The 19,549-nt window shown below is 58.0% G+C and carries 19 protein-coding genes and 1 pseudogene; 5 read left to right on the top strand and 15 right to left on the bottom strand.

From position 1 onward, the window contains the following. Positions 1-38 precede the first annotated feature (38 nt). The 5 genes from recG to exbB all read right to left on the bottom strand — a co-directional run bounded on the left by recG (position 39) and on the right by exbB (position 5,364). Positions 39-2,114, bottom strand: a complete 2,076-nt coding sequence (recG, locus tag EQV96_RS15780) for an ATP-dependent DNA helicase RecG (protein WP_240882178.1) — start codon at positions 2,112-2,114, stop codon at positions 39-41. Positions 2,115-2,125: 11 nt separating this feature from the next. After that, positions 2,126-3,046 carry a hydrogen peroxide-inducible genes activator gene (locus tag EQV96_RS15775; RefSeq protein ID WP_094999711.1) on the bottom strand — a complete coding sequence of 307 codons (921 nt, stop codon included), beginning with the start codon at positions 3,044-3,046 and terminating at the stop codon, positions 2,126-2,128. Positions 3,047-3,208: 162 nt separating this feature from the next. Then, the gene (locus EQV96_RS15770; protein WP_094999712.1) at positions 3,209-3,955 is read right to left on the bottom strand and encodes an energy transducer TonB; all 747 of its coding nucleotides are present in this window, start codon (positions 3,953-3,955) and stop codon (positions 3,209-3,211) included. Further along, positions 3,952-4,377, bottom strand: coding sequence for a TonB system transport protein ExbD (exbD, locus tag EQV96_RS15765; RefSeq protein WP_016782713.1), 426 nt, complete (start codon positions 4,375-4,377; stop codon positions 3,952-3,954). Before exbD ends, EQV96_RS15770 begins: the two co-directional genes overlap by 4 nt. Positions 4,378-4,383: 6 nt before the next feature. Further along, positions 4,384-5,364, bottom strand: a complete 981-nt coding sequence (gene exbB / locus EQV96_RS15760) for a tonB-system energizer ExbB (RefSeq protein WP_094999713.1) — start codon at positions 5,362-5,364, stop codon at positions 4,384-4,386. A 189-nt stretch (positions 5,365-5,553) separates the two neighbouring features. Here exbB and EQV96_RS15755 point away from each other — a divergent pair, with 189 nt between their 5' ends. Continuing rightward, positions 5,554-6,411 carry an NAD-dependent epimerase/dehydratase family protein gene (locus tag EQV96_RS15755; protein WP_094999714.1) on the top strand — a complete coding sequence of 286 codons (858 nt, stop codon included), beginning with the start codon at positions 5,554-5,556 and terminating at the stop codon, positions 6,409-6,411. A 33-nt stretch (positions 6,412-6,444) separates the two neighbouring features. Here the strand turns inward: EQV96_RS15755 and EQV96_RS15750 are convergent, their stop codons facing one another. The 6 genes from EQV96_RS15750 to EQV96_RS15725 all read right to left on the bottom strand — a co-directional run bounded on the left by EQV96_RS15750 (position 6,445) and on the right by EQV96_RS15725 (position 11,777). Next, positions 6,445-7,209 (bottom strand): hypothetical protein, encoded by a 765-nt coding sequence (locus tag EQV96_RS15750; RefSeq protein ID WP_094999715.1) that lies wholly within the window; start codon positions 7,207-7,209, stop codon positions 6,445-6,447. Between the two features lie 67 nt (positions 7,210-7,276). After that, positions 7,277-7,657: a RidA family protein gene (locus EQV96_RS15745; protein WP_016782709.1), complete on the bottom strand. Its 381-nt coding sequence runs from the start codon at positions 7,655-7,657 to the stop codon at positions 7,277-7,279. Positions 7,658-7,681: 24 nt separating this feature from the next. After that, entirely contained in the window at positions 7,682-9,787 is a 2,106-nt protein-coding gene (gene spoT / locus EQV96_RS15740; RefSeq protein ID WP_016782708.1) for a bifunctional GTP diphosphokinase/guanosine-3',5'-bis pyrophosphate 3'-pyrophosphohydrolase, read from the bottom strand. 60 nt (positions 9,788-9,847) lie between these two features. After that, the gene (gene rpoZ, locus EQV96_RS15735; protein ID WP_016782707.1) at positions 9,848-10,111 is read right to left on the bottom strand and encodes a DNA-directed RNA polymerase subunit omega; all 264 of its coding nucleotides are present in this window, start codon (positions 10,109-10,111) and stop codon (positions 9,848-9,850) included. A 168-nt stretch (positions 10,112-10,279) separates the two neighbouring features. Continuing rightward, positions 10,280-10,900: a guanylate kinase gene (gene gmk / locus EQV96_RS15730; RefSeq protein ID WP_016782706.1), complete on the bottom strand. Its 621-nt coding sequence runs from the start codon at positions 10,898-10,900 to the stop codon at positions 10,280-10,282. Between the two features lie 13 nt (positions 10,901-10,913). Further along, complete coding sequence (locus tag EQV96_RS15725) at positions 10,914-11,777, bottom strand: YicC/YloC family endoribonuclease (protein ID WP_095017870.1); 864 nt, start codon at positions 11,775-11,777, stop codon at positions 10,914-10,916. 206 nt (positions 11,778-11,983) lie between these two features. Here EQV96_RS15725 and rph point away from each other — a divergent pair, with 206 nt between their 5' ends. The 3 genes from rph to EQV96_RS15710 all read left to right on the top strand — a co-directional run bounded on the left by rph (position 11,984) and on the right by EQV96_RS15710 (position 15,037). After that, positions 11,984-12,706: a ribonuclease PH gene (rph, locus tag EQV96_RS15720; RefSeq protein WP_016782701.1), complete on the top strand. Its 723-nt coding sequence runs from the start codon at positions 11,984-11,986 to the stop codon at positions 12,704-12,706. 49 nt (positions 12,707-12,755) lie between these two features. Continuing rightward, positions 12,756-13,124 (top strand): DUF4870 domain-containing protein, encoded by a 369-nt coding sequence (locus EQV96_RS15715; RefSeq protein WP_240882177.1) that lies wholly within the window; start codon positions 12,756-12,758, stop codon positions 13,122-13,124. A gap of 638 nt (positions 13,125-13,762) precedes the next feature. Beyond that, positions 13,763-15,037 (top strand): hypothetical protein, encoded by a 1,275-nt coding sequence (locus EQV96_RS15710; RefSeq protein ID WP_240882176.1) that lies wholly within the window; start codon positions 13,763-13,765, stop codon positions 15,035-15,037. Positions 15,038-15,113: 76 nt separating this feature from the next. Here EQV96_RS15710 and EQV96_RS15705 read toward each other — a convergent pair whose 3' ends face one another. Beyond that, positions 15,114-15,893 carry an exodeoxyribonuclease III gene (locus EQV96_RS15705; RefSeq protein ID WP_016782698.1) on the bottom strand — a complete coding sequence of 260 codons (780 nt, stop codon included), beginning with the start codon at positions 15,891-15,893 and terminating at the stop codon, positions 15,114-15,116. Between the two features lie 83 nt (positions 15,894-15,976). Here EQV96_RS15705 and pyrE point away from each other — a divergent pair, with 83 nt between their 5' ends. After that, positions 15,977-16,618, top strand: coding sequence for an orotate phosphoribosyltransferase (gene pyrE, locus EQV96_RS15700; RefSeq protein ID WP_094999720.1), 642 nt, complete (start codon positions 15,977-15,979; stop codon positions 16,616-16,618). A 62-nt stretch (positions 16,619-16,680) separates the two neighbouring features. On the opposite strand, the gene argB is transcribed toward pyrE, so the two are convergent. The 3 genes and pseudogenes from argB to dut all read right to left on the bottom strand — a co-directional run bounded on the left by argB (position 16,681) and on the right by dut (position 19,544). Then, entirely contained in the window at positions 16,681-17,586 is a 906-nt protein-coding gene (gene argB, locus EQV96_RS15695; RefSeq protein ID WP_016782696.1) for an acetylglutamate kinase, read from the bottom strand. Between the two features lie 25 nt (positions 17,587-17,611). Beyond that, positions 17,612-19,033 (bottom strand): annotated as a pseudogene (locus tag EQV96_RS15690) (phosphomannomutase/phosphoglucomutase); the annotation flags it as partial. A 55-nt stretch (positions 19,034-19,088) separates the two neighbouring features. Continuing rightward, positions 19,089-19,544, bottom strand: coding sequence for a dUTP diphosphatase (gene dut, locus EQV96_RS15685; RefSeq protein ID WP_016782694.1), 456 nt, complete (start codon positions 19,542-19,544; stop codon positions 19,089-19,091). Between the last annotated feature and the right edge of the window lie 5 nt (positions 19,545-19,549).

The following is a 19,549-nucleotide window of genomic DNA, read 5'->3' as shown; positions in this document are numbered from 1 at the left end:
CTCTTGATCGGCCGCCGGGCCATTTACTGAATGGTCTTTTACACCTGACCATATTGCTGACCGTGGCGCAGCCAGCGATCAAGCAGGGGGCTGACATGGCTCGGCCAGCGTTCGATCAACGCCTGGGCGGCCTCGCGCACGGCGGGCAGCAGGTCGGCATCGCGCATCAGGTCGGCGACCTTGAATTGCAGAAGACCGGTCTGGCGAGTGCCGAGCATTTCGCCGGGGCCGCGCAGTTCGAGGTCTTTTTCGGCGATCACAAAGCCATCGTTGGTCTCGCGCATGATGCCCAGGCGCTGACGGCCGATTTGTGACAGCGGCGGGTGATACAGCAGCACGCAATGGCTGACGGCACTGCCCCGGCCCACGCGACCGCGCAACTGGTGCAGCTGGGACAGGCCGAGGCGCTCGGGGTTTTCGATGATCATCAAGCTTGAGTTGGGCACGTCGACGCCCACCTCAATCACCGTGGTGGCCACGAGCAATTGCAGCTCGCCAGCCTTGAAGCGCGCCATGACTTCGGCTTTTTCAGCGGGCTTCATTCGCCCGTGAATCAACCCGACGCGCAGCTCACCCAAGGCGCTGGAGAGGTCTTCAAAGGTGGTTTCGGCAGCCTGGCAGGTCATTTCTTCAGACTCTTCGATCAGGGTGCACACCCAATACGCCTGGCGCCCTTCAGCGCAGGCGGCGCGCACCCGCTCGATCACTTCAAGACGCCGCGTATCGACCACCAGCACCGTATTGACCGGAGTACGGCCCGGCGGCAGCTCGTCGAGGATCGAGGTGTCGAGGTCGGCATAGGCGCTCATGGCCAGGGTGCGCGGGATCGGCGTGGCAGTCATGATCAGCTGGTGCGGGCACATCACCCCGCCCACGCCCTTGTTGCGCAGGGCCAGACGTTGCTGCACGCCAAAGCGGTGCTGTTCGTCGATGATCACCAGCGCCAGGTTTTTGAACTGCACGTTGTCCTGGAACAGAGCATGGGTACCGACCACCATCGGTACGCCGCTGGCGATTTGCTCCAGCGCGCTGACCCGGGCCTTGCCCTTGAGCTTGCCGGCCAGCCACGCCACTTCAAGGCCCAAAGGCTCGAGCCAGCGCTTGAAGTTGATGAAGTGCTGCTCGGCGAGGATTTCCGTGGGGGCCATCAGGGCAACCTGATAACCCGCCTCAAGTGCTTGTAACGCTGCCATGGCCGCAACCACGGTCTTGCCTGAGCCCACGTCGCCCTGAATCAGGCGCAACATGGGTTCGGGCTGACTGAGGTCGTAGGCAATCTCGTTGCCAACCCGGGTCTGCGCGCCCGTCGGCGCGAAACCCAGATTGGCGAGGAACTGCACTGGCAGTTTTTTCGCCTTGGGCAACGCCGGGGCTTGTTGTGAACGCAGGCTCTCGCGCAGTCGCTGTTGCGACAGCTGGTGAGTCAGCAGCTCCTCAAAGGCCAGGCGGTGCTGGGCCCAGTGATGGCCCAGGGCGAGTTCTTCAACATCAGCATTGGCAGGCGGCTGATGCAGATAGCGAATGGCTTCATCCAGCGGGGCCAGTTGATAGTCCTTGGCCAGCTCCGGCGGCAACCAGTCGGGCAGGCTGCGCGGGCCGAGCATGGCCAGGCTTTGCTGGCTGAGCTGACGCAGGCGCTGTTGGGTCAGGCCTTCGGTGGTGGGGTAGATGGGCGTCAGCGTGGTGTCGACAGGTGGCGGTTCGTCGCCGGTAATGGCGCGGTATTCGGGATGGTAGATCTCCAGTCCCGAAGCGCCGGGGCGGGCTTCGCCATAGCAGCGCACTTCGGTGCCACGTTTGAGGCTTTCCTTCTGCGCATTGCTGAAGTGGTAGAAGCGCAGACTCAGGCCGCCGGTGCCATCGTTGATGCGCACCAGCAAGCTGCGGCGCTTGCCCATGACCACGTCGGCGCCAATGACCCGGCCCTCGACAACGGCATCCTGACCGGGGCGCAAAGCGCCAATCGGGACAACGCGGGTGCGGTCCTGATAGCGCAACGGCAAATGGAACAGCACGTCCTGGACGTTTTCCAGTCCGACCTTGGCCAATTTTTCGGCCATGGCCTCACCGACGCCCTTGAGCGCGGTGACCGACACTTTCGACAACTCGGTCATTGCAGTGGCACTTAGGTCGCGGCAGGCGGCTTGGCCACCGAGCACAGGCGGATCGAGTCTGCGAGGATTTCAATCGCCTTTGGCCGCGGGAAGCTGGCGCGCCAGGCGATGGCAACGGTGCGGAACGGTACCGGCGGGGTCAGCGGACGCACAGCCAGGATGCCCGGGGCATAGTGATGACTGTCGACAGCCGACAACGGCAGGATCGAGATACCCAGGCCGGAAGCGACCATGTGGCGGATGGTTTCCAGCGAGCTGGATTCGACCGTGGTGTGCATGGCGCCATCATTGCCTTTGGCCACAGTCGGGCAGGCTTCCAGCACCTGATCGCGGAAGCAGTGACCTTCGCCCAGCAACAGCAGGCTCTTGTCGTTGAGCAGGCTGGCGTCGATGGTGTCTTTTTTGGTCCACGGGTGCTCGCTGGGCATGAGCACGTAAAACGGCTCGTCATACAGCGGCATGGTCAGCACGTCGGCTTCCTGGAACGGCAGGGCGATGATGATTGCATCCAGCTCGCCGTTGCGCAGTTTGTCGCGCAGCACATGGGTGAAGTTTTCTTCGATATACAACGGCATCTGCGGGGCAACCCGGTGCAGTTGCGGGATCAGATGCGGGAACAGATACGGACCCACGGTATAGATCGCGCCTACTTTAAGCGGAGCGGTCAGCTGGTTCTTGCCGGCCTGAGCCAGTTCGCGAATGCCCTGGGCCTGCTCCAGCACCTTTTGCGCCTGGGCCACGATGGCTTCGCCCACGGGGGTTACACGCACGGCACTTTTGCTGCGCTCGAAAATCAGCACACCGAGTTCGTCTTCCAGTTTTTTCACACCCACCGACAGGGTCGGCTGGCTGACATGGCAGCGCTCGGCGGCGTGGCCGAAGTGCTGCTCTTGGGCGAGGGTAACGATGTAGCGTAATTCTGTAAGCGTCATAGCGTGCGTCCCTGTGGTTGCGGGCCAAGCATAGCGGCTGCAATCGATAGACGCACGTTATCAGACATTACCCTCAGAGCTACAGTAGCCAATCAAGGTATGACTGGTTTTTTATCCAGACCGCAGATGCACAAAGGGCACCCTGAGGTGCCCTTTGTGGTGTTAGCGCCGACGTTTATCGATGGAATAAACGAAGGGTGCCACGATCTCGATGCTGCCATTGGTCAGCATTTCAGGCGGCGGCTTGGGCAAGGGTTGTGCCCGGCGAATCATTTCCAGGGTGGCCCGGTCCAGATCGGCGTTGCCAGAGCGCCCTACCAGTTCGTAGGACAGTACCTTGCCTTCGGCGTCTACCACGAAGCGCAGACGGTTCAAGCCTTCCTTGCCACGGGATTGCGCAGCAGGCGGGTACTTTTTGTACTTGCCCAGGTGACTGAGCAAAGTGCCTTCCCAACTGGCCTTGGCCGCCAGTTGTTGCGCCGACGGCCCCGGTGCCGGTGCAGCGGATTTCTCGCTGGTATTTTTGGTCGGCGTTGCGTCGCTCGGTTTCTCTTCTGAAGGTTTCTCTTTGACCGGGTCCGGTTTTTCCACAGGCTTGGGCGGTTGAGGCTTTTGCTTGGGCTTGACCGGTTTGGGTACAGAAATCTTCGGCTTGGGCGCTTCGGCCAGCTTGGGTATCGGCAACTCTTCCACTGGCGCCGGGGGTTGTGGCGGTGTCACCACTTTGGGCGGCGCAGGCGGCGGTGGTGCTGGCAACGGCGCCAGGTCAACCATCATCGCTTGCGGCGGAAGTTCGATAGCGCGCGGGTTGGACCATTGCAGGGCCAGAATCACGGCCACTGCATGGATGGCCAACACCGCGGCCAGGCTGATTGCGTAACGCGTCATCTTTTGGCGCGCTATGGTCATTTCTTGGCTGCCGTCTCAAGTCCGACCAGACCCACCTTCAAATAACCCGCTGCGCGCAAAGCATCCATCACGCTCATCAGGTCACCGTAGTCCACGCCCTTGTCGGCCTGGAAGAAGATCGTCGTGTCTTTGTTGTTGTGGGTCCTGGCATCCAGGGTCGGGCCCAGGGCTTCAACCGTGACCGGCTCTTCGCCCAGGTACAGGCGCTGATCAGCCTTGACGCTGAGGAACACCGGTTTCTCAGGGCGAGGCGCCGGTTTGGCGCTGGAAGCAGGCAAGTCAACCTTGATATCCACAGTGGCCAGCGGTGCTGCCACCATAAAGATGATCAGCAGTACCAGCATCACGTCAATAAAGGGGGTGACGTTGATTTCATGGTTTTCGGCGAGATCGTCATCGCCTTCTTTTAAATGCAGGCCCATGGCCGATTACCCCACTTTCACCATGTGCGGTTGCGAGCTGCGCTCGGGCGGCAGGTGATCGAGGTCACGGCTAACCAACAGCAACACTTCAGCAGACGCATCCGCCACCTGGGCCTTGTAGCCGGTGATGGAGCGGGCGAAGACGTTGTAAATCACTACCGCAGGGATCGCTGCGACCAGACCCAGTGCCGTGGCCAGCAGGGCTTCGGCAATACCCGGCGCAACAACTGCCAGGTTGGTGGTCTGGGTTTTGGCGATGCCGATAAAGCTGTTCATGATGCCCCATACGGTACCGAACAGACCGACGAACGGTGCTGTGGAACCGATGGTGGCGAGTACGCCAGTGCCGCTGCTCATGTTGCGACCGCACGCTGCAACCAGACGCTCAAGACGGAAGCTTACACGCTCCTTGATGCCTTCTTTTTCACGGCTGTTGGCCGACAGGCGCATTTCTTCAAGGGCGTCCTGCACCAGCAAGTGGGCCAGGGTGCCTTCTTTGCCAGCCGTCTCGCTGGCTTCTTTCAAGGTGCGAGCTTTTTTCAGTTGGGCAATTTCACTGCGCAGACGACGCTTGGCACCCAGGACTTCAAAGCCTTTGGCAATCCAGATCGTCCAGGTGATGATCGAAGCAATAGCCAGGCCGATCATTACGATTTTGACGATGATGTCTGCGTTTTTGTACATGCCCCAAGGCGACAGGTCATGGGCCATGCCCAGGCTGTTGTCTTCTTCTGCGACTATTTGCGGCGCGTTATCGGCTGGCGCAGCAGCGCCTTCAACCAGTGTAGGATCAGTCGTACCCGGTGCAGCAACAGGTGCCGGGGCAGCTGCTTCAGTGGCCGCGTGCACGGCCGGGGCAGCAGGCTCGTCGGCAAATGCCGCAACAGGTGCCAACATCAAGCTGAACATCAGCGCCGCAACCCCACGCCAGACGCGTGCAGGGCTCGAAGGCTGGGTTGGCGAAGCGGTGGGATGATTGCGTGTCATGCTAGCCGGACCTGAGAAAAGTAATGAGGTAATGCCCTACAACGCGTTGTAAGACCAAGGGCAAAATGATGGGTTATTATTGCAAGTAATTCTTGTTAACAAAAGCAATAGCATCTGTTTTTTTCGGAAGTCACGACTTTGGTCGTGCCAAATTACGTCTTTTTGTAACTTTTCATTAGGATTTTTGCGATGCCCAAAGCCTCTGTATTGATCGTCGGATGCGGTGATGTCGGCAGCCGTCTGGCGACTCAACTGCTCGACCAGGATTGGCAGGTCTACGGCCTGCGCCGCTCCATTGACCGTTTACCCACGGGCGTTATCGGTGTGGAGGGCGATTTGTTCAGCGAGCAATGCCCGACGCAATGGCCAACCGGGCAAATTGACTACGTGGTGTACAGCGCGGCGGCGACCGAGCATGACGAAGCGGGCTATCAGGCGGCATATGTAGACGGCCTGAAAAACACCCTGAGTTGGCTGGAGCAGCATGGTCAGCGACCCAAGCGTCTGCTGTTTGTATCCAGCAGTGGCGTTTACGCCCAGAAAGACGGGGAATGGATCGACGAAACATCGCCCGCCCTGAGCACCAACTACTCTGGCCGGATCATCCTGGATGCCGAGCGAGTGGCGCTGGAGAGTGGCATCGCTGCCAGCGCGGTACGCCTGACCGGGATCTACGGGCCGGGTCGTGAATGGCTGCTGGGGCAAGTGCGCAAAGGTTATCGCGTGGCGGTTGAGCCGCCGCTGTATGGCAACCGTATCCATGCCGATGATGCTGCGGGGCTGCTGGCCTTTCTGCTGGAGGCTGATCGTCAGGGCAAGGCGCTGGATGACTGCTATATAGGTGTGGATAACGCACCGGCGCCACTGGCAGAAGTGGTGGACTGGTTGCGCGAGCGGTTGGGCATTACCGAATGGGCCGCCGAAGCGAGCGTGCGCCGAGCAGGCAGCAAGCGCTGCAGCAATGCCCGCGCCAAGGCGCTGGGCTGGGAGCCGCGCTATTCGAATTATCGCGAGGGCTATGCTGCGATTTTGGGGGAGCAGGCCTGAGAGTTATCTTGTGGGAGCGGGCGTTTGGTTGGCTTACAGCTTCTCCAGCGCCCACTCACGCTTGCCCGGGTAGAACTGGGGCATTTCGTCGGGCGCTGAGACGTCCACCGCCTCGAAGATTTCAAGTGTGCGGCCTTTGCGCACAAAAATATGCGCTGCGCCCATTTCCCCCTGCTGAAGCCAGAGGCTGTCCAAACCGCCGCTCATAGTGGCGCAGTCACCTCCCAGGCACAGCTCATAGCCATTGATGCCAGGCAATCCACTGACTTGCCCCTTGGGCGAGAATGTCACCTTGGCACCCTGACCTGCACCACTCAGTACGCGCCATTCGCCCCCAAGATAGGCTGACTTGAGTGCCTGCTCAAAATGCACCGATTTGAACAAATCTGCATTTGTGCCCCGGGAAACTTCACCGACATCACTTTGAGCTGGACGTACGAACGCCTGCCGCGGAAAGGATTCAGTCGCTGCCTGTATTAATTCAGAGCCTTCGAGCTTCAGGTCAGTATTTTCACCGCCATAGAAATTGACCTTCCACGACGCGCTGCCATCAGGCACCAGCGTACCCTCGTCCCGCTCAAAGCTGCTTCGCCAGGTGGCCTTGGCGTTTTTGGCGTCGATGCTCCATTCCAGGGTTGGCCCTGACGACGACAAGGCGTCAAGCAGGCCGCCACCCTTGGCCGCTTCATCTATTGCTGCCTGATTGATCCAGATGCCACTGATATCACGGGGGGCGGGTTCGCTGGCACAACCACCCAAAACAATGGAGAGCAGTGACAACACTAGCGCTTTGCGCATGGTGGAATCCTTTTGAAGCCGGGAAGAGCGGGGGGTGGCGCAGCATGAAGACGCTGCGCCGAGGGCGTTACTCAATAACCAGAATAGCGTCCATTTCTACCTGCGAGCCCTTTGGCAGTGCAGCAACGCCAATGGCGGCGCGAGCCGGATAGGGTTGTTCGAAGTAGGTGCCCATGATCTCGTTGACCTTGGCGAAGTGGCTCAGGTCAGTCAGGAAGATGTTCAGCTTGACGATGTCCTTGAACGAACCGCCTGCGGCTTCAGCGACCGACTTCAGGTTTTCGAAAACCTGGATGGTCTGGGCTTCAAAGCCTTCAACCAGTTCCATGGTTTTTGGGTCCAGCGGGATTTGACCGGACATGTAGACAGTATTGCCAGCTTTGATCGCCTGAGAATAAGTACCGATTGCAGCAGGTGCCTTGTCGCTGGTGATAACAGTCTTGGACATGGGTGACTCCTTGTAATTAGATGGCTACGCACGCATGCGAGTGATGCGGATAACCCCGGTAAGGGCGCGCAGTTTTTTGATCACGCGGGCCAGGTGTACACGGTCGTGTACGCTGACCACCAGTTGGACCACGCTGATGCGACCATCGCGTTCGTCCATGCTGATCTTTTCGATATTGCCGTCGGCAGCGTTGACGCTGCTGGCCAGCAGCGCAATCAGGCCGCGCTGGTGTTCCAGTTCGACGCGCAATTCAACGTTGAACTCGCCGGTAACGTCCTTGGCCCACGACAGCTGAATGCACTTTTCGGGGTTGTGGCGGATTTCACTGATATTGCGGCAGTTGTCCAGGTGCACGACCATGCCTTTGCCTGCGGACAAATGGCCAACGATCGGATCCCCCGGGATCGGCGTACAGCATTTGGCGTAGCTGAGCACCAGGCCTTCGGTGCCGCGAATCGCCAGTGGGCCTTCCGGGCTCGGCAATGCTTCGCCTTCGCCCAACAGGCGTCGGGCCACCACGTAGGCCATGCGATTGCCGAGGCCGATATCTTCGAGCAGGTCTTCGATCTGCTCCAGGCGGTACTCCTGGAGCATGGCCTGAACGCGTTCGGCCGGGATCTTGTCCAGCGCGCTGTTGAAGCCGTTAAGCACCTTGTTGAGCAGGCGTTCGCCCAGGTTGACCGACTCGGAACGGCGTTGCAGCTTGAGGGCATGGCGAATATGGGTACGCGCCTTGCCGGTGACCACAAAGTTAAGCCAGGCCGGGTTGGGTCGGGCGCCGGGAGCGCTGACGATCTCGACCGTGGAGCCGCTTTGCAGCGGCTCGGACAGCGGTGCGAGACGCCGGTTGATGCGACAGGCGATGCAGCTGTTGCCCACATCGGTGTGCACCGCGTAGGCAAAGTCGACGGCCGTGGAGCCTTTGGGCAGCTCCATGATCCGTCCTTTGGGCGTAAACACGTAGACCTCGTCCGGGAACAGGTCGATCTTCACGCTTTCGATGAATTCGAGGGAGTTGCCGGCGCGTTGCTGCATTTCCAGCACGCCCTTGACCCATTGCCGCGCCCGGGCGTGGGTGCCCGTGTGCTGCTCGTCGCCACTGGACTTGTAAAGCCAGTGGGCGGCGATGCCGTTGTTGGCCATTTCTTCCATTTCACGGGTACGGATCTGGATCTCGATCGGTACGCCATGCATGCCAAACAGCGTGGTATGCAACGACTGGTAGCCGTTGGCCTTGGGAATGGCGATGTAGTCCTTGAACCGGCCCGGCAGGGGCTTGTACAAATTATGTACAGCGCCCAGCACGCGGTAGCAGGTGTCGACCTTGTCGACGATGATCCGGAATGCGTAAACATCCATGATCTCGTTAAAAGCCCGGCGTTTGCCGCGCATCTTCTTGTAGATGCCGTAGATATGCTTTTGACGACCGCTGACTTCGCCCTGAATGCCATCGATGGCCAGGCAGTGGCTGAGCGATTCTTCAATTTTGTTGACGATTTCCTTGCGATTGCCCCGGGCGCGTTTGACCGCCTGATAAATGCGCGCGGAGCGCATCGGGTACATCGCCTTGAAACCGAGGTCTTCGAATTCGATACGAATGCTGTGCATGCCCAGCCGATTGGCGATGGGTGCGTAGATTTCCAGGGTTTCCTTGGCAATCCGTCGGCGTTTTTCGCCGGACAGCACTTCGAGGGTGCGCATGTTGTGCAGACGGTCAGCCAGCTTCACCAGGATCACGCGGATATCGCGTGCCATGGCCATGGCCATCTTCTGGAAGTTTTCAGCCTGGGCTTCGGCCTTGGTTTCGAAGTTCATCTGAGTCAGCTTGCTGACTCCATCGACCAGGTCGGCCACGGTTTCGCCGAACTGCGCTACCAGCGCTTCCTTGGCAATACCGGTGTCTTCAATCACGTCATGCAGCATGGCCGCCATCAGGCTCTGATGGTCCATATGCATGTCGGCAAGGATATTTGCCACTGCCAGCGGGTGCGTGACATAAGGCTCGCCGCTGCGTCGGCGTTGGCCGTCGTGGGCTTGTTCTGCGTAGAAGTACGCCCGGCGGACCAGATTGACCTGGTCCGGGCCGAGGTACGCCGACAAGCGATCGGCGAGGGCGTCTATGCTCGGCATGAGGAAACCTCCTGCCAAAACTTTTTACCCTTCGCCGTGCTACGTCGACCGGGCATAGGCTTAGTTCGCCTCGTTGGACTCGTCCTCGAACGCTGCGAACAGCGGTTCGTCTTCGACGATTTCAGCGTTGGCGATAAACTCGTAGCTCATCAGGCCTTCTGCGATTTCGCGCAGGGCAACAACGGTAGGCTTGTCGTTTTCCCACTGCACCAGAGGCTCTTTACCGCCGGTGGCCAGTTGACGGGCACGCTTGGTAGAGAGCATGACCAGCTCAAAGCGGTTATCCACGTGTTCTAGACAGTCTTCAACGGTTACGCGGGCCATGGTCTTCCTCGTAGCAAATGCAATATGCGCGCTGCCCGGATGGGCGAGCGGACTGAACAGTTTAAAAAATCACCAGCCATTAGGGAAGCGCTGATTTTTCCGTCACTGCTCTTAAAACCTCTGTAAGCGCCAATGTAAAGCCCTTACAGGGGTTTTGGGAAGTGTTCATTAACCGAGCAGTTCGGCCAGTAATTTGCCAAAACGCTGTTGCTGGCGTTTTTGCTGAAGGCGATTGGCACGGAAAATGGCCTTCAAGTCTTCAAGTGCCAGGGCAAAATCGTCGTTGATGATCAGGTAGTCATAGTCCACATAGTGGCTCATTTCACTCACGGCTTCGCGCATGCGTGCGTCAATGATTTCGTCGCTGTCCTGGCCGCGGTTGTCCAGACGCTGACGCAAGGCTTCCTGGCTTGGCGGCAGGATAAAGATCGAGCGCGCCTGCGGCATCAGCTTGCGCACTTGCTCTGCACCTTGCCAGTCGATTTCCAGAATCAGGTCGTGGCCTTCATCCAGGGTCTGCTGCAGGTGGCTTTGCGAAGTGCCGTAAAGGTTGCCGAACACTTCGGCACGTTCCAGGAAGTCACCGTGCTCGATCATTTTCACGAACTCTTCGCGCTCGACAAAATGATAGTTCACGCCATTCACTTCACCTGGGCGCATGGCACGGGTGGTGTGCGAGACCGATACCCGGATCTGCGGCTCAACGTCGATCAATGCCTTGACCAGGCTGGTCTTGCCTGCGCCCGAAGGAGCAGAAACGATATAAAGGGTGCCAGTGCTGTGGGTCATGTCAGGGTGTGCCTTACTCAATATTCTGTACTTGTTCACGCATCTGCTCGATCAACACCTTGAGGTTGACCGCCGCTTGGGTGCTGCGTGGATCGAATGCCTTGGAGCCCAAGGTATTGGCCTCGCGATTCAGTTCTTGCATCAGGAAGTCCAGGCGTCGCCCGGCAGCACCCCCCGACTTGAGTACGCGGCGTACTTCAAGAATATGGGTGCTCAGGCGGTCCAGCTCTTCGGCCACGTCGCTTTTTTGCGCGAGCAGAACCATTTCCTGTTCAAGGCGCTGGGGGTCAAGCTCGGCCTTCATGTCGGCAAAGCGATCGAGGACCTTTTGACGCTGGGTGGCGAGCATTTGCGGTACCAGCTCGCGCAGCGTTTCGACATCGCTTTCGATGGCGGTCAAGCGATCGCTGATCAGTCGGGCCAGTTCCGCGCCTTCGCGCTCACGGCCGTTTTTCAGTTCTTGCAGGCCTTGCTTGAACAGCGCCAGGGCCTGGGTGTTCAAGGCTTGCGGGTCGCTGGCATCGGCTACCAGAACACCGGGCCAGGCCAGGACTTCCAGCGGGTTGAGCGCGGCAGGCTGCTTGATCAGGCTGGCGATGGTCTCGGCGGCGGCCACCAGCTGGGCGGCACGCTCGCGGTCAACCTGCAGCGGCTTGCCGGTGGTTTCTTCAGTGAAACGCAAAGTGCATTCCAGCTTGCCCCGGGAGATGCCCTGGCGCAGCGCTTCACGCACCGCGCCCTCGAGGTCACGGAAAGATTCAGGCAGACGCAGGTGCGGCTCCAGGTAGCGGCTGTTGACCGAACGCAGCTCCCAACTCAGGGTGCCCTGAGTGCCGGCGCTTTCGACGCGGGCAAAGGCGGTCATGCTGTGCACCATGGACGGTACCTCGCGATTGGATGAGTTAAGCCTGGCGGCAGGTTAGACGACAGATTGTAACGCAGTGCGGGCAACTGCCCCAAATGGCGTCGGTCGTAAATACATCCAATCTTCGTTCCCCGCCAGGGTTCACAGACGCGCCCTGCGCAGCCATGGCCTTTCCTTTATAATGCTCGGCAGTTTTCCGTCCCGTACAGGTATCCCACATGAAACGTCCAAGTGGTCGCGTTGCCGATCAGCTCCGCCCGATCCGCATCACCCGCAACTACACCAAACACGCAGAGGGTTCTGTACTGGTCGAGTTCGGTGACACCAAAGTCATCTGCACCGTCAGCGTCGAGAATGGCGTACCGCGGTTCCTCAAAGGCCAGGGCCAGGGCTGGCTGACTGCCGAATACGGCATGCTGCCACGCGCCACCGGCGACCGTAACCAGCGCGAAGCCAGCCGCGGCAAGCAAGGCGGGCGCACCCTGGAAATCCAGCGCCTGATCGGCCGCTCCCTGCGTGCTGCACTGGATATGTCCAAACTGGGCGATATCACTTTGTACGTCGACTGCGACGTAATCCAGGCTGACGGCGGCACCCGCACTGCCTCGATCACCGGCGCCATGGTTGCTCTGGTCGACGCCCTGAAGATCATCAAGAAGCGTGGCGGCCTCAAAGGCGGTGACCCGATCAAGCAGATGATCGCGGCGGTATCGGTGGGCATGTACCAGGGCGTACCGGTACTTGACCTGGACTATCCTGAAGATTCGGCAGCCGAAACCGACCTCAACGTGGTGATGACCAGCAGCGGCGGTTTCATCGAAGTTCAGGGCACCGCCGAAGGCGCACCGTTCCAGCCTGAAGAGCTGAACGCCATGCTGGCACTGGCACAAAAAGGCATGAACGAAATTTTTGCCCTGCAACAAGCGGCATTGGCCGACTAAATTGCCGGATTGACTGTCAAAGCCTTCAAACGACCAACCGGAGAACGTGATGAGTGAGCTGGAACTTTCAACACCCAAACCGGGCCGCGACGCCCGGAAATGGGCGATGTTCTGTCATTTTTCGGCGTTCCTCGGGATGTGGTTTCCGTTTGGCAGCCTGATCGGCCCGCTGATCCTGTGGCAGGTAAAGCGCGAGAGCGACCCGTTTATTGACGACCAGGGCAAGGAAGCACTGAACTTCCAGATCACCGTGGCGATTGCTTCGGCCATTTGCTATGTGCTGATGTTCGTGCTGATCGGCTTTGCGCTGCTGGGCCTGGTACTGATTGGCGCGGTAGTGCTGGTGGTGATTGCAGGGGTCAAGGCCAATGACGGGGTGGTGTACCGTTATCCCTTCACCTGGCGGCCGATCAAGTAACGTTTCAGTCAGCAACTCAGGCGCCTTGTAGAAAAGCCCACCTCGGTGGGCTTTTCTACGCTTGCTGATTGCGGGAGCCAAAACAACAGGTGAGTGGACGTCAGTACGATGCTTTGTTTATCCAGGCATTCGTTTAACGACAACTACTTACTTATGCGCGCTAAATAAACCATGCCTTTAAGAGAGCCTCATTTTAAAGCGCACCGTTATTTATCGCGCCATGTTAGTGCAATGGCCATCTGTGAATACCGAATTTAAAAAAAGACCAAGTGGCACTTGAAAATATTCTATTGACTATTTGTTTTTGCTCGTCTAGTTTTTATGTCGACTGCTTGATCAGTCTTCGCCACTATCTTTAAGGATAAAGATATTATGAAAACTGCCGTGATGAACTCTCAAAAAGGTGCTGCACCCCATTGCTCTGGCGGCAGTGGACACCGATAGAAGCAGAGATAGCGATCCAGTATTATAAAAACTTTTGTTTCTCAATAAAAATACCAAACAATGTATCCCGTCCTGCCACCCGCGCTGGAAGTGGATGAAATCTGGCATCATCTTATCTTGGATATGCGAACTTATAGGGATGCCTGTTAGCCTATATTTGGGCATTACATGATAACCCTATGGGAACGTCGAACGTGAAGTTGACCTATGAGCAAAATCTGAAGGAAAACTTATGGAATTTTATTGTCAGTCGACTCTTTCCATTTTTTGGCATTTCCATCGCTGCGGCGCTGCTCGCGCACAAGAATATTGCCGATCTTCCTGTGTTCGCCTATGTCCTGGCGATCTTTTCAGTTATATCTACCCTTTTCTACATGCCGCTGGCGGCCATTGGCAATATCGTTCATCATCAAAAAAATGCGCTCACTCCCCAGGCAATCTTTGAGAGCGGACTGTCGATAGCGGTTTTATTCGCTGCCATTGCGTTTGCCGCAGCCCTTGCCGTATTCGCTTACCTCCCCTCCATCCGTTTTCTGGACAGCCTTGACAGGGATAAACTTTTTTACCTGTCTCTTATTTATATTCCGGCCATCCCTTTGCTGGTAATCAATACCTTCACCCATCTTTTCCACGAAGCCTCTGGACACTCCTTGCCGTGTGCAACCGTAAAGAAGTGGTGCACGTGTGCAGGCTGCGCATTCCTGATGTTTTGTTTTGTTTTTTGCAGCAAGCACGACTTTGTTTTCTTGGCTGTTGGCTACTTCTTGATTGTCGAAACAGCCCTCTTCATTTCCCTGGCCTGCCTCTCTATGCGGCTCGGATACCGGCACATCCTCGTCAAGCCAAAAATACTGGCAGACGTCGTTTCAATGGGCTTTCCTATTGCCGCCGGGGTAGCGGGGCAAAAATTGTACTTTTACCTGCTTAACGGAAAACTGCTGTCGCTGAATGAAAGCCTGGTTGCCGATCTTTCGATCTGTATGTCTATTATCGGATTTCTCAGCATTCCGGTCATAGCGTTCGCTCAGCTTCATAGCGTCTATACCAGCCAGCATATCGTGGATGCGGACAAGATCTACCCGCGCGGACAACTAGCCGCCGCCGTGCTCATGGCCGTGATTGCAGGGGGTTTTTATGCGCTGGGAAGCGGTTTGTTTTTTATCTTTGGCGACCGCTCGCTGACGTTTACCAGTGAAGGATTTGTGGCGATATGCATGTCGGTATTGAGCTCGCTTTACTTCTCGCTCACGGCAAGCCACTTGCGGGCAATGCGAGACACCCTGATCCCTCAAGTACTGATCAATACCTTTATGCTTGCAGGGTTTATCCCGGTCATTTACCTGTATGACTTTAATAGCCCTTCAATCTATCTATTCATCGTACTGCAGGCTGTTGTCACTTTTATTGCCGCTATGCTTTTGCAGTACCGGATACGCACCTTGCATAAACGAACGCCCAGTTTCGCCTGAAAGTGCCTCGGATACAAAAAAGGCCCCCGCCCTTGATAACAGAGCGGGAGCCTTTTTCTGGATCTGCGATCAACACTTAGATAGTCAGTGTCCAGTCGTAGTCCACGATCAATGGCGCGTGCTGCGAGAAGCGTGGCTGACGCGGCATGCGAGCGCTTCGTACAAAGCGGCGCAAGCCCGGTGTCAGCAGCTGGTAGTCAAAACGCCAGCCCAGATTCAGCATCTCGGCCTGTTCGTTATCCGGCCACCAGCTGTACTGGTCACCTTCCCGACTGACTTCACGCAGGGCATCGACATATCCCATGTTGCCGACAATCTCATCCATCCAGGCCCGTTCAGGCGCCAGGAAGCCGGGCGATTGCTGGCTGTCGCGCCAGTTTTTAATGTCGAGTTTCTGCTGCGCCACATACAGCGAGCCGCAGTAGATGTACTCACGACGCTTGCGACGCTGCTTATCCAGGTAGCGGGCAAAGTCGTCCATTAGCTTGAATTTTTGATTCAAGTCTTCATCGCCGTTCTGCCCCGAAGGGAGCAGCAAGGTCGCGATGCTGACCTTATCGAAATCGGCTTGCAGGTAGCGCCCGTAGCGATCGGCCGTCTCGAAGCCAAGCCCGGTGATGACTGCTTTCGGCTGTAACCGCGAGTACAAAGCCACGCCACCTTGGGCGGGGACTTCGGCGTCACAGGCATAAAGAAAGTAGCCATCGAGCTGGTAGGCTGGATCGTCCAGTTCAAAGGCGGAGGCACGGGTGTCCTGCAGGCAGATAACGTCGGCATTCTGAGCTTGCAGCCAACTGAGCAAACCGCGCTCGACTGCCGTCTGAATACCATTGACGTTCACACTGATGATCCGCATAAATGGCCCCAAAAATCACGTGCGTGTATGATACACGCCGTCTTACTAATTAGCTAAATCCGTGGTATCTGGGGACTTTTTTCATGCAAGCGTATCAGCGCGATTTCATCCGCTTTGCCATCGATCGTGGCGTTTTGCGCTTCGGTGAGTTCACCCTGAAGTCGGGCCGTACCAGCCCTTACTTCTTCAATGCCGGGCTGTTCAACACCGGCTCTGCACTGGCCCAGCTGGGGCGCTTCTATGCTGCCGCCATCGTTGACAGCGGTATTTCCTTCGACGTGCTGTTTGGTCCGGCCTATAAGGGCATCCCCCTGGCGGCGACCACTGCCGTAGCGCTTGCCGAGCACCACGACCGTGATCTGCCGTGGTGCTTCAACCGCAAGGAAGCCAAGGCTCATGGCGAAGGCGGTAGCCTGGTTGGCTCGCCGCTTGAAGGCGATATCCTGATCATCGACGACGTGATCACGGCCGGTACCGCTATCCGTGAAGTGATGCAAATCATCCAGGCCCAGGGCGCCAAGGCGGCCGGCGTGATGATTGCCCTCAACCGTCAGGAGCGCGGCAATGGCGAGCTGTCGGCGATCCAGGAAGTCGAGCGCGACTTCGGTATTCCGGTGATCAGCATCGTTTCGTTGAACCAGGTTTTGCAGTTCCTGGCCGAAGACGAAACCCTCAAGCAATACCTGCCAGCCGTTGAAGCGTACCGGGCGCAGTACGGGATTTAATCCCCTCGCCCATCAAAAAGCCCCGCCCGGATCACTCCGGGCGGGGCTTTTTTTGGTTCTGCTTAAGCCGGTTTGCTGTTGGTAATCAGCGTACCCACACCGGTATCGGTGAAGATTTCCAGCAGTACGGCATTCGGAACGCGACCGTCGACGATATGCGCCGTGGTCACGCCACCTTGCACGGCTTCCAGCGCGCAGCGGATTTTTGGCAGCATGCCACCATAAATGGTGCCGTCGGCGATCAGGTCATCCACCTGAGCGGTAGTCAGGCCGGTCAGCACCTTGCCTTCCTTGTCCATCAAGCCGGCGATGTTGGTCAGCAGCATCAGTTTCTCGGCCTTGAGGGCTTCGGCAACCTTGCCCGCCACCAGGTCGGCGTTGATGTTGTAGGACTCGCCATTGGCGCCCACACCGATTGGCGCGATAACCGGGATGAAGTCACCCTTGGTCAGCATGTGCAGCAGGTCGGTATTGATGTCGATGACCTCGCCCACATGACCGAAGTCGATGATTTCCGGCTTGGTCATTTCCGGCGTCTGACGGGTCACGACCATCTTTTTGGCGCGAATCAGCGTCGCGTCCTTACCGGTCAGGCCGATGGCACTGCCGCCGTGGCGGTTGATCAGGTTGACGATTTCCTTGTTCACATGGCCGCCCAGCACCATTTCCACCACATCCATGGTTTGCGAGTCGGTCACGCGCATGCCGTCGATAAAATGGCTCTCGATGGATAAACGCTTGAGCAGATCACCGATTTGCGGGCCGCCACCGTGGACCACGACCGGGTTGATACCCACGGCCTTCATCAGCACGATGTCACGGGCAAAGCCGGTTTTCAGGTCATCGTTCTCCATAGCGTTGCCGCCGTACTTGATCACCAGCGTCTTGCCGACGTAACGGCGAATGTAGGGCAGCGCTTCGGACAAAACCTTGGCGACGTTGGAGGCGGCATCACGTTCGAGGGTCATTCAGGGCTCCGGTAGAACAAGTCGATCAAAACGGTAGTTGGAGATCAGGTGCCACACGCTTCAATTGAGCGTGAAAGACATCCTTGATGCGTTGCAGTTCGGCCTCTGTTTCGGCCTCGAATCGCAGCACCAGCACCGGCGTGGTGTTGGAGGCGCGAACCAGGCCCCAGCCATGAGGGTAGTCAACCCGCACACCATCAATGGACGTCAACTCGGCGGCCTCGCCCCATTGAGCATCGTGCAGAGCCTCAATGATGCTGAATTTGCTCTCGTCCGTCACATCGATATTGATTTCAGGCGTAGAAATATCGTTCGGGAAGGTCTCAAACAGCTCTTCAGCGGTTGCCTGACGCTTGCTGAGGATCTCCAGCAGGCGCGCAGCGCTGTAGATACCGTCGTCAAAACCGAACCAGCGCTCTTTGAAAAAGATATGCCCGCTCATTTCGCCAGCCAGCAGGGCGCCGGTTTCTTTCATTTTCTTTTTGATCAGGGAGTGACCGGTTTTCCACATCAGCGGGCGGCCGCCACAGGCTTCAATCCAGGGTGCCAGTCGACGTGTGCACTTCACGTCGAAAATGACCTCGGCTGCCGGGTTACGCTCCAGGACATCCTGGGCAAACAACATCAGCAAACGGTCCGGGAACACCATGGTGCCGGTGTTGGTCACCACGCCCACGCGATCGCCATCACCATCGAAGGCCAGGCCTACATCGGCATTGCTTTCCTTGACCTTGGCAATCAGGTCCACGAGGTTTTCCGGCTTGCCCGGGTCAGGGTGATGGTTGGGGAAGTTGCCATCCACCTCACAGAACAACGGGATTACTTCACAACCCAACGCTTCAATCAGTTGCGGTGCAATCACGCCAGCAGCGCCGTTGCCGCAATCGACCACTACCTTCAAGGGCTTGGCCAGCTTGATGTCACGGGTAATCACTTCGGCGTAGCGCGACAAGATGTCAACGCGTTCAATGCTGCCTTCGCCCCAGGTCAAATCGTTGGTTTTCAGGCGTGTATGCAATGCCTGAATTTGCTCGTTGGCCAGCGTATCGCCCGCGATCACGATTTTAAAACCGTTGTAGTTCGACGGGTTGTGGCTGCCTGTGAGCATGACCCCCGACTTGCCTGCCAATACGTTAGCCGCGTAATACAGGGCGGGTGTCGGCACCAGCCCCACATCACTGACCTGGCAGCCACTGTCCGCCACACCCTGGATCAGGCGTTCGACCAGCTCAGGGCCCGACAAGCGCCCATCCCGACCTACCGACACATGGGGCTCACCCTTGGCCAGGCTCTCGGCGCCAATGGCGCGGCCTATCCAGTACGCGGTTTCAGCCGTCAAGGTTTCCGGCACCACGCCACGAATATCGTAGGCGCGAAAAATGCTGTCAGGGAATTTCGGTGCGACCGAAGCTGAGCTACTCATTGTAGGGGGAGACTCCATGTTCAGAGGGGTTCGGGAATGCGTGAAAGGCCAGGCAGGACGCCTGGCCTTGAAATACAAATCAGAGCTTGCCGGAGTGGCCAAAACCGCCAGCGCCACGCTGGCTTTCGTCGAACTCTTCGACCAGCTCAAAGTGCGCCTGCACTACCGGCACCAGCACCAGTTGAGCGATACGCTCGCCGATGGTGATGTTGAAGGCGGTCTGGCCACGGTTCCAGCACGACACCATCAGTTCGCCTTGATAGTCAGAGTCGATAAGGCCGACCAGGTTCCCCAGTACGATACCGTGCTTATGGCCCAGGCCCGAGCGCGGCAGGATCAGGGCGGCAAGGCCCGGGTCGCCGATGTACACCGACAGGCCGGTGGGGATCAGCAGGGTCTGGCCCGGCTCCAGAACGGTGTCTTCTTTAAGCATGGCGCGCAGGTCCAGGCCGGCAGAGCCAGGAGTGGCGTACTGCGGCAGCGGGAATTCGTTACCAATGCGAGGGTCGAGGATTTTGGCTTGCAAAGCGTGCATACGAG

The sequence above is a fragment of the Pseudomonas sp. TMW22080 genome, assembly GCF_022496745.1.
GTDB classification, from domain to species: domain Bacteria; phylum Pseudomonadota; class Gammaproteobacteria; order Pseudomonadales; family Pseudomonadaceae; genus Aquipseudomonas; species Aquipseudomonas bubulae.
Note: the sequence above shows the minus strand (reverse complement) of the source record. Positions and strands in the feature narration are given on the sequence as shown.

Bases quoted from the DNA above. Each gene is read 5' to 3' on its own strand.
- pyrE (WP_094999720.1), top strand. From the start codon at position 15,977: ATGCAAGCGTATCAGCGCGATTTCATCCGCTTTGCCATCGATCGTGGC.
- EQV96_RS15745 (WP_016782709.1), bottom strand. From the start codon at position 7,657: ATGTCCAAGACTGTTATCACCAGCGACAAGGCACCTGCTGCAATCGGT.
- EQV96_RS15775 (WP_094999711.1), bottom strand. From the start codon at position 3,046: ATGACGCTTACAGAATTACGCTACATCGTTACCCTCGCCCAAGAGCAG.
- exbD (WP_016782713.1), bottom strand. From the start codon at position 4,377: ATGGGCCTGCATTTAAAAGAAGGCGATGACGATCTCGCCGAAAACCAT.
- rph (WP_016782701.1), top strand. From the start codon at position 11,984: ATGAAACGTCCAAGTGGTCGCGTTGCCGATCAGCTCCGCCCGATCCGC.
- dut (WP_016782694.1), bottom strand. From the start codon at position 19,544: ATGCACGCTTTGCAAGCCAAAATCCTCGACCCTCGCATTGGTAACGAA.
- EQV96_RS15725 (WP_095017870.1), bottom strand. From the start codon at position 11,777: ATGGTGCACAGCATGACCGCCTTTGCCCGCGTCGAAAGCGCCGGCACT.
- argB (WP_016782696.1), bottom strand. From the start codon at position 17,586: ATGACCCTCGAACGTGATGCCGCCTCCAACGTCGCCAAGGTTTTGTCC.
- rpoZ (WP_016782707.1), bottom strand. From the start codon at position 10,111: ATGGCCCGCGTAACCGTTGAAGACTGTCTAGAACACGTGGATAACCGC.
- recG (WP_240882178.1), bottom strand. From the start codon at position 2,114: ATGACCGAGTTGTCGAAAGTGTCGGTCACCGCGCTCAAGGGCGTCGGT.
- spoT (WP_016782708.1), bottom strand. From the start codon at position 9,787: ATGCCGAGCATAGACGCCCTCGCCGATCGCTTGTCGGCGTACCTCGGC.
- EQV96_RS15705 (WP_016782698.1), bottom strand. From the start codon at position 15,893: ATGCGGATCATCAGTGTGAACGTCAATGGTATTCAGACGGCAGTCGAG.
- EQV96_RS15770 (WP_094999712.1), bottom strand. From the start codon at position 3,955: ATGACCATAGCGCGCCAAAAGATGACGCGTTACGCAATCAGCCTGGCC.
- EQV96_RS15755 (WP_094999714.1), top strand. From the start codon at position 5,554: ATGCCCAAAGCCTCTGTATTGATCGTCGGATGCGGTGATGTCGGCAGC.
- EQV96_RS15750 (WP_094999715.1), bottom strand. From the start codon at position 7,209: ATGCGCAAAGCGCTAGTGTTGTCACTGCTCTCCATTGTTTTGGGTGGT.
- exbB (WP_094999713.1), bottom strand. From the start codon at position 5,364: ATGACACGCAATCATCCCACCGCTTCGCCAACCCAGCCTTCGAGCCCT.
- gmk (WP_016782706.1), bottom strand. From the start codon at position 10,900: ATGACCCACAGCACTGGCACCCTTTATATCGTTTCTGCTCCTTCGGGC.
- EQV96_RS15715 (WP_240882177.1), top strand. From the start codon at position 12,756: ATGAGTGAGCTGGAACTTTCAACACCCAAACCGGGCCGCGACGCCCGG.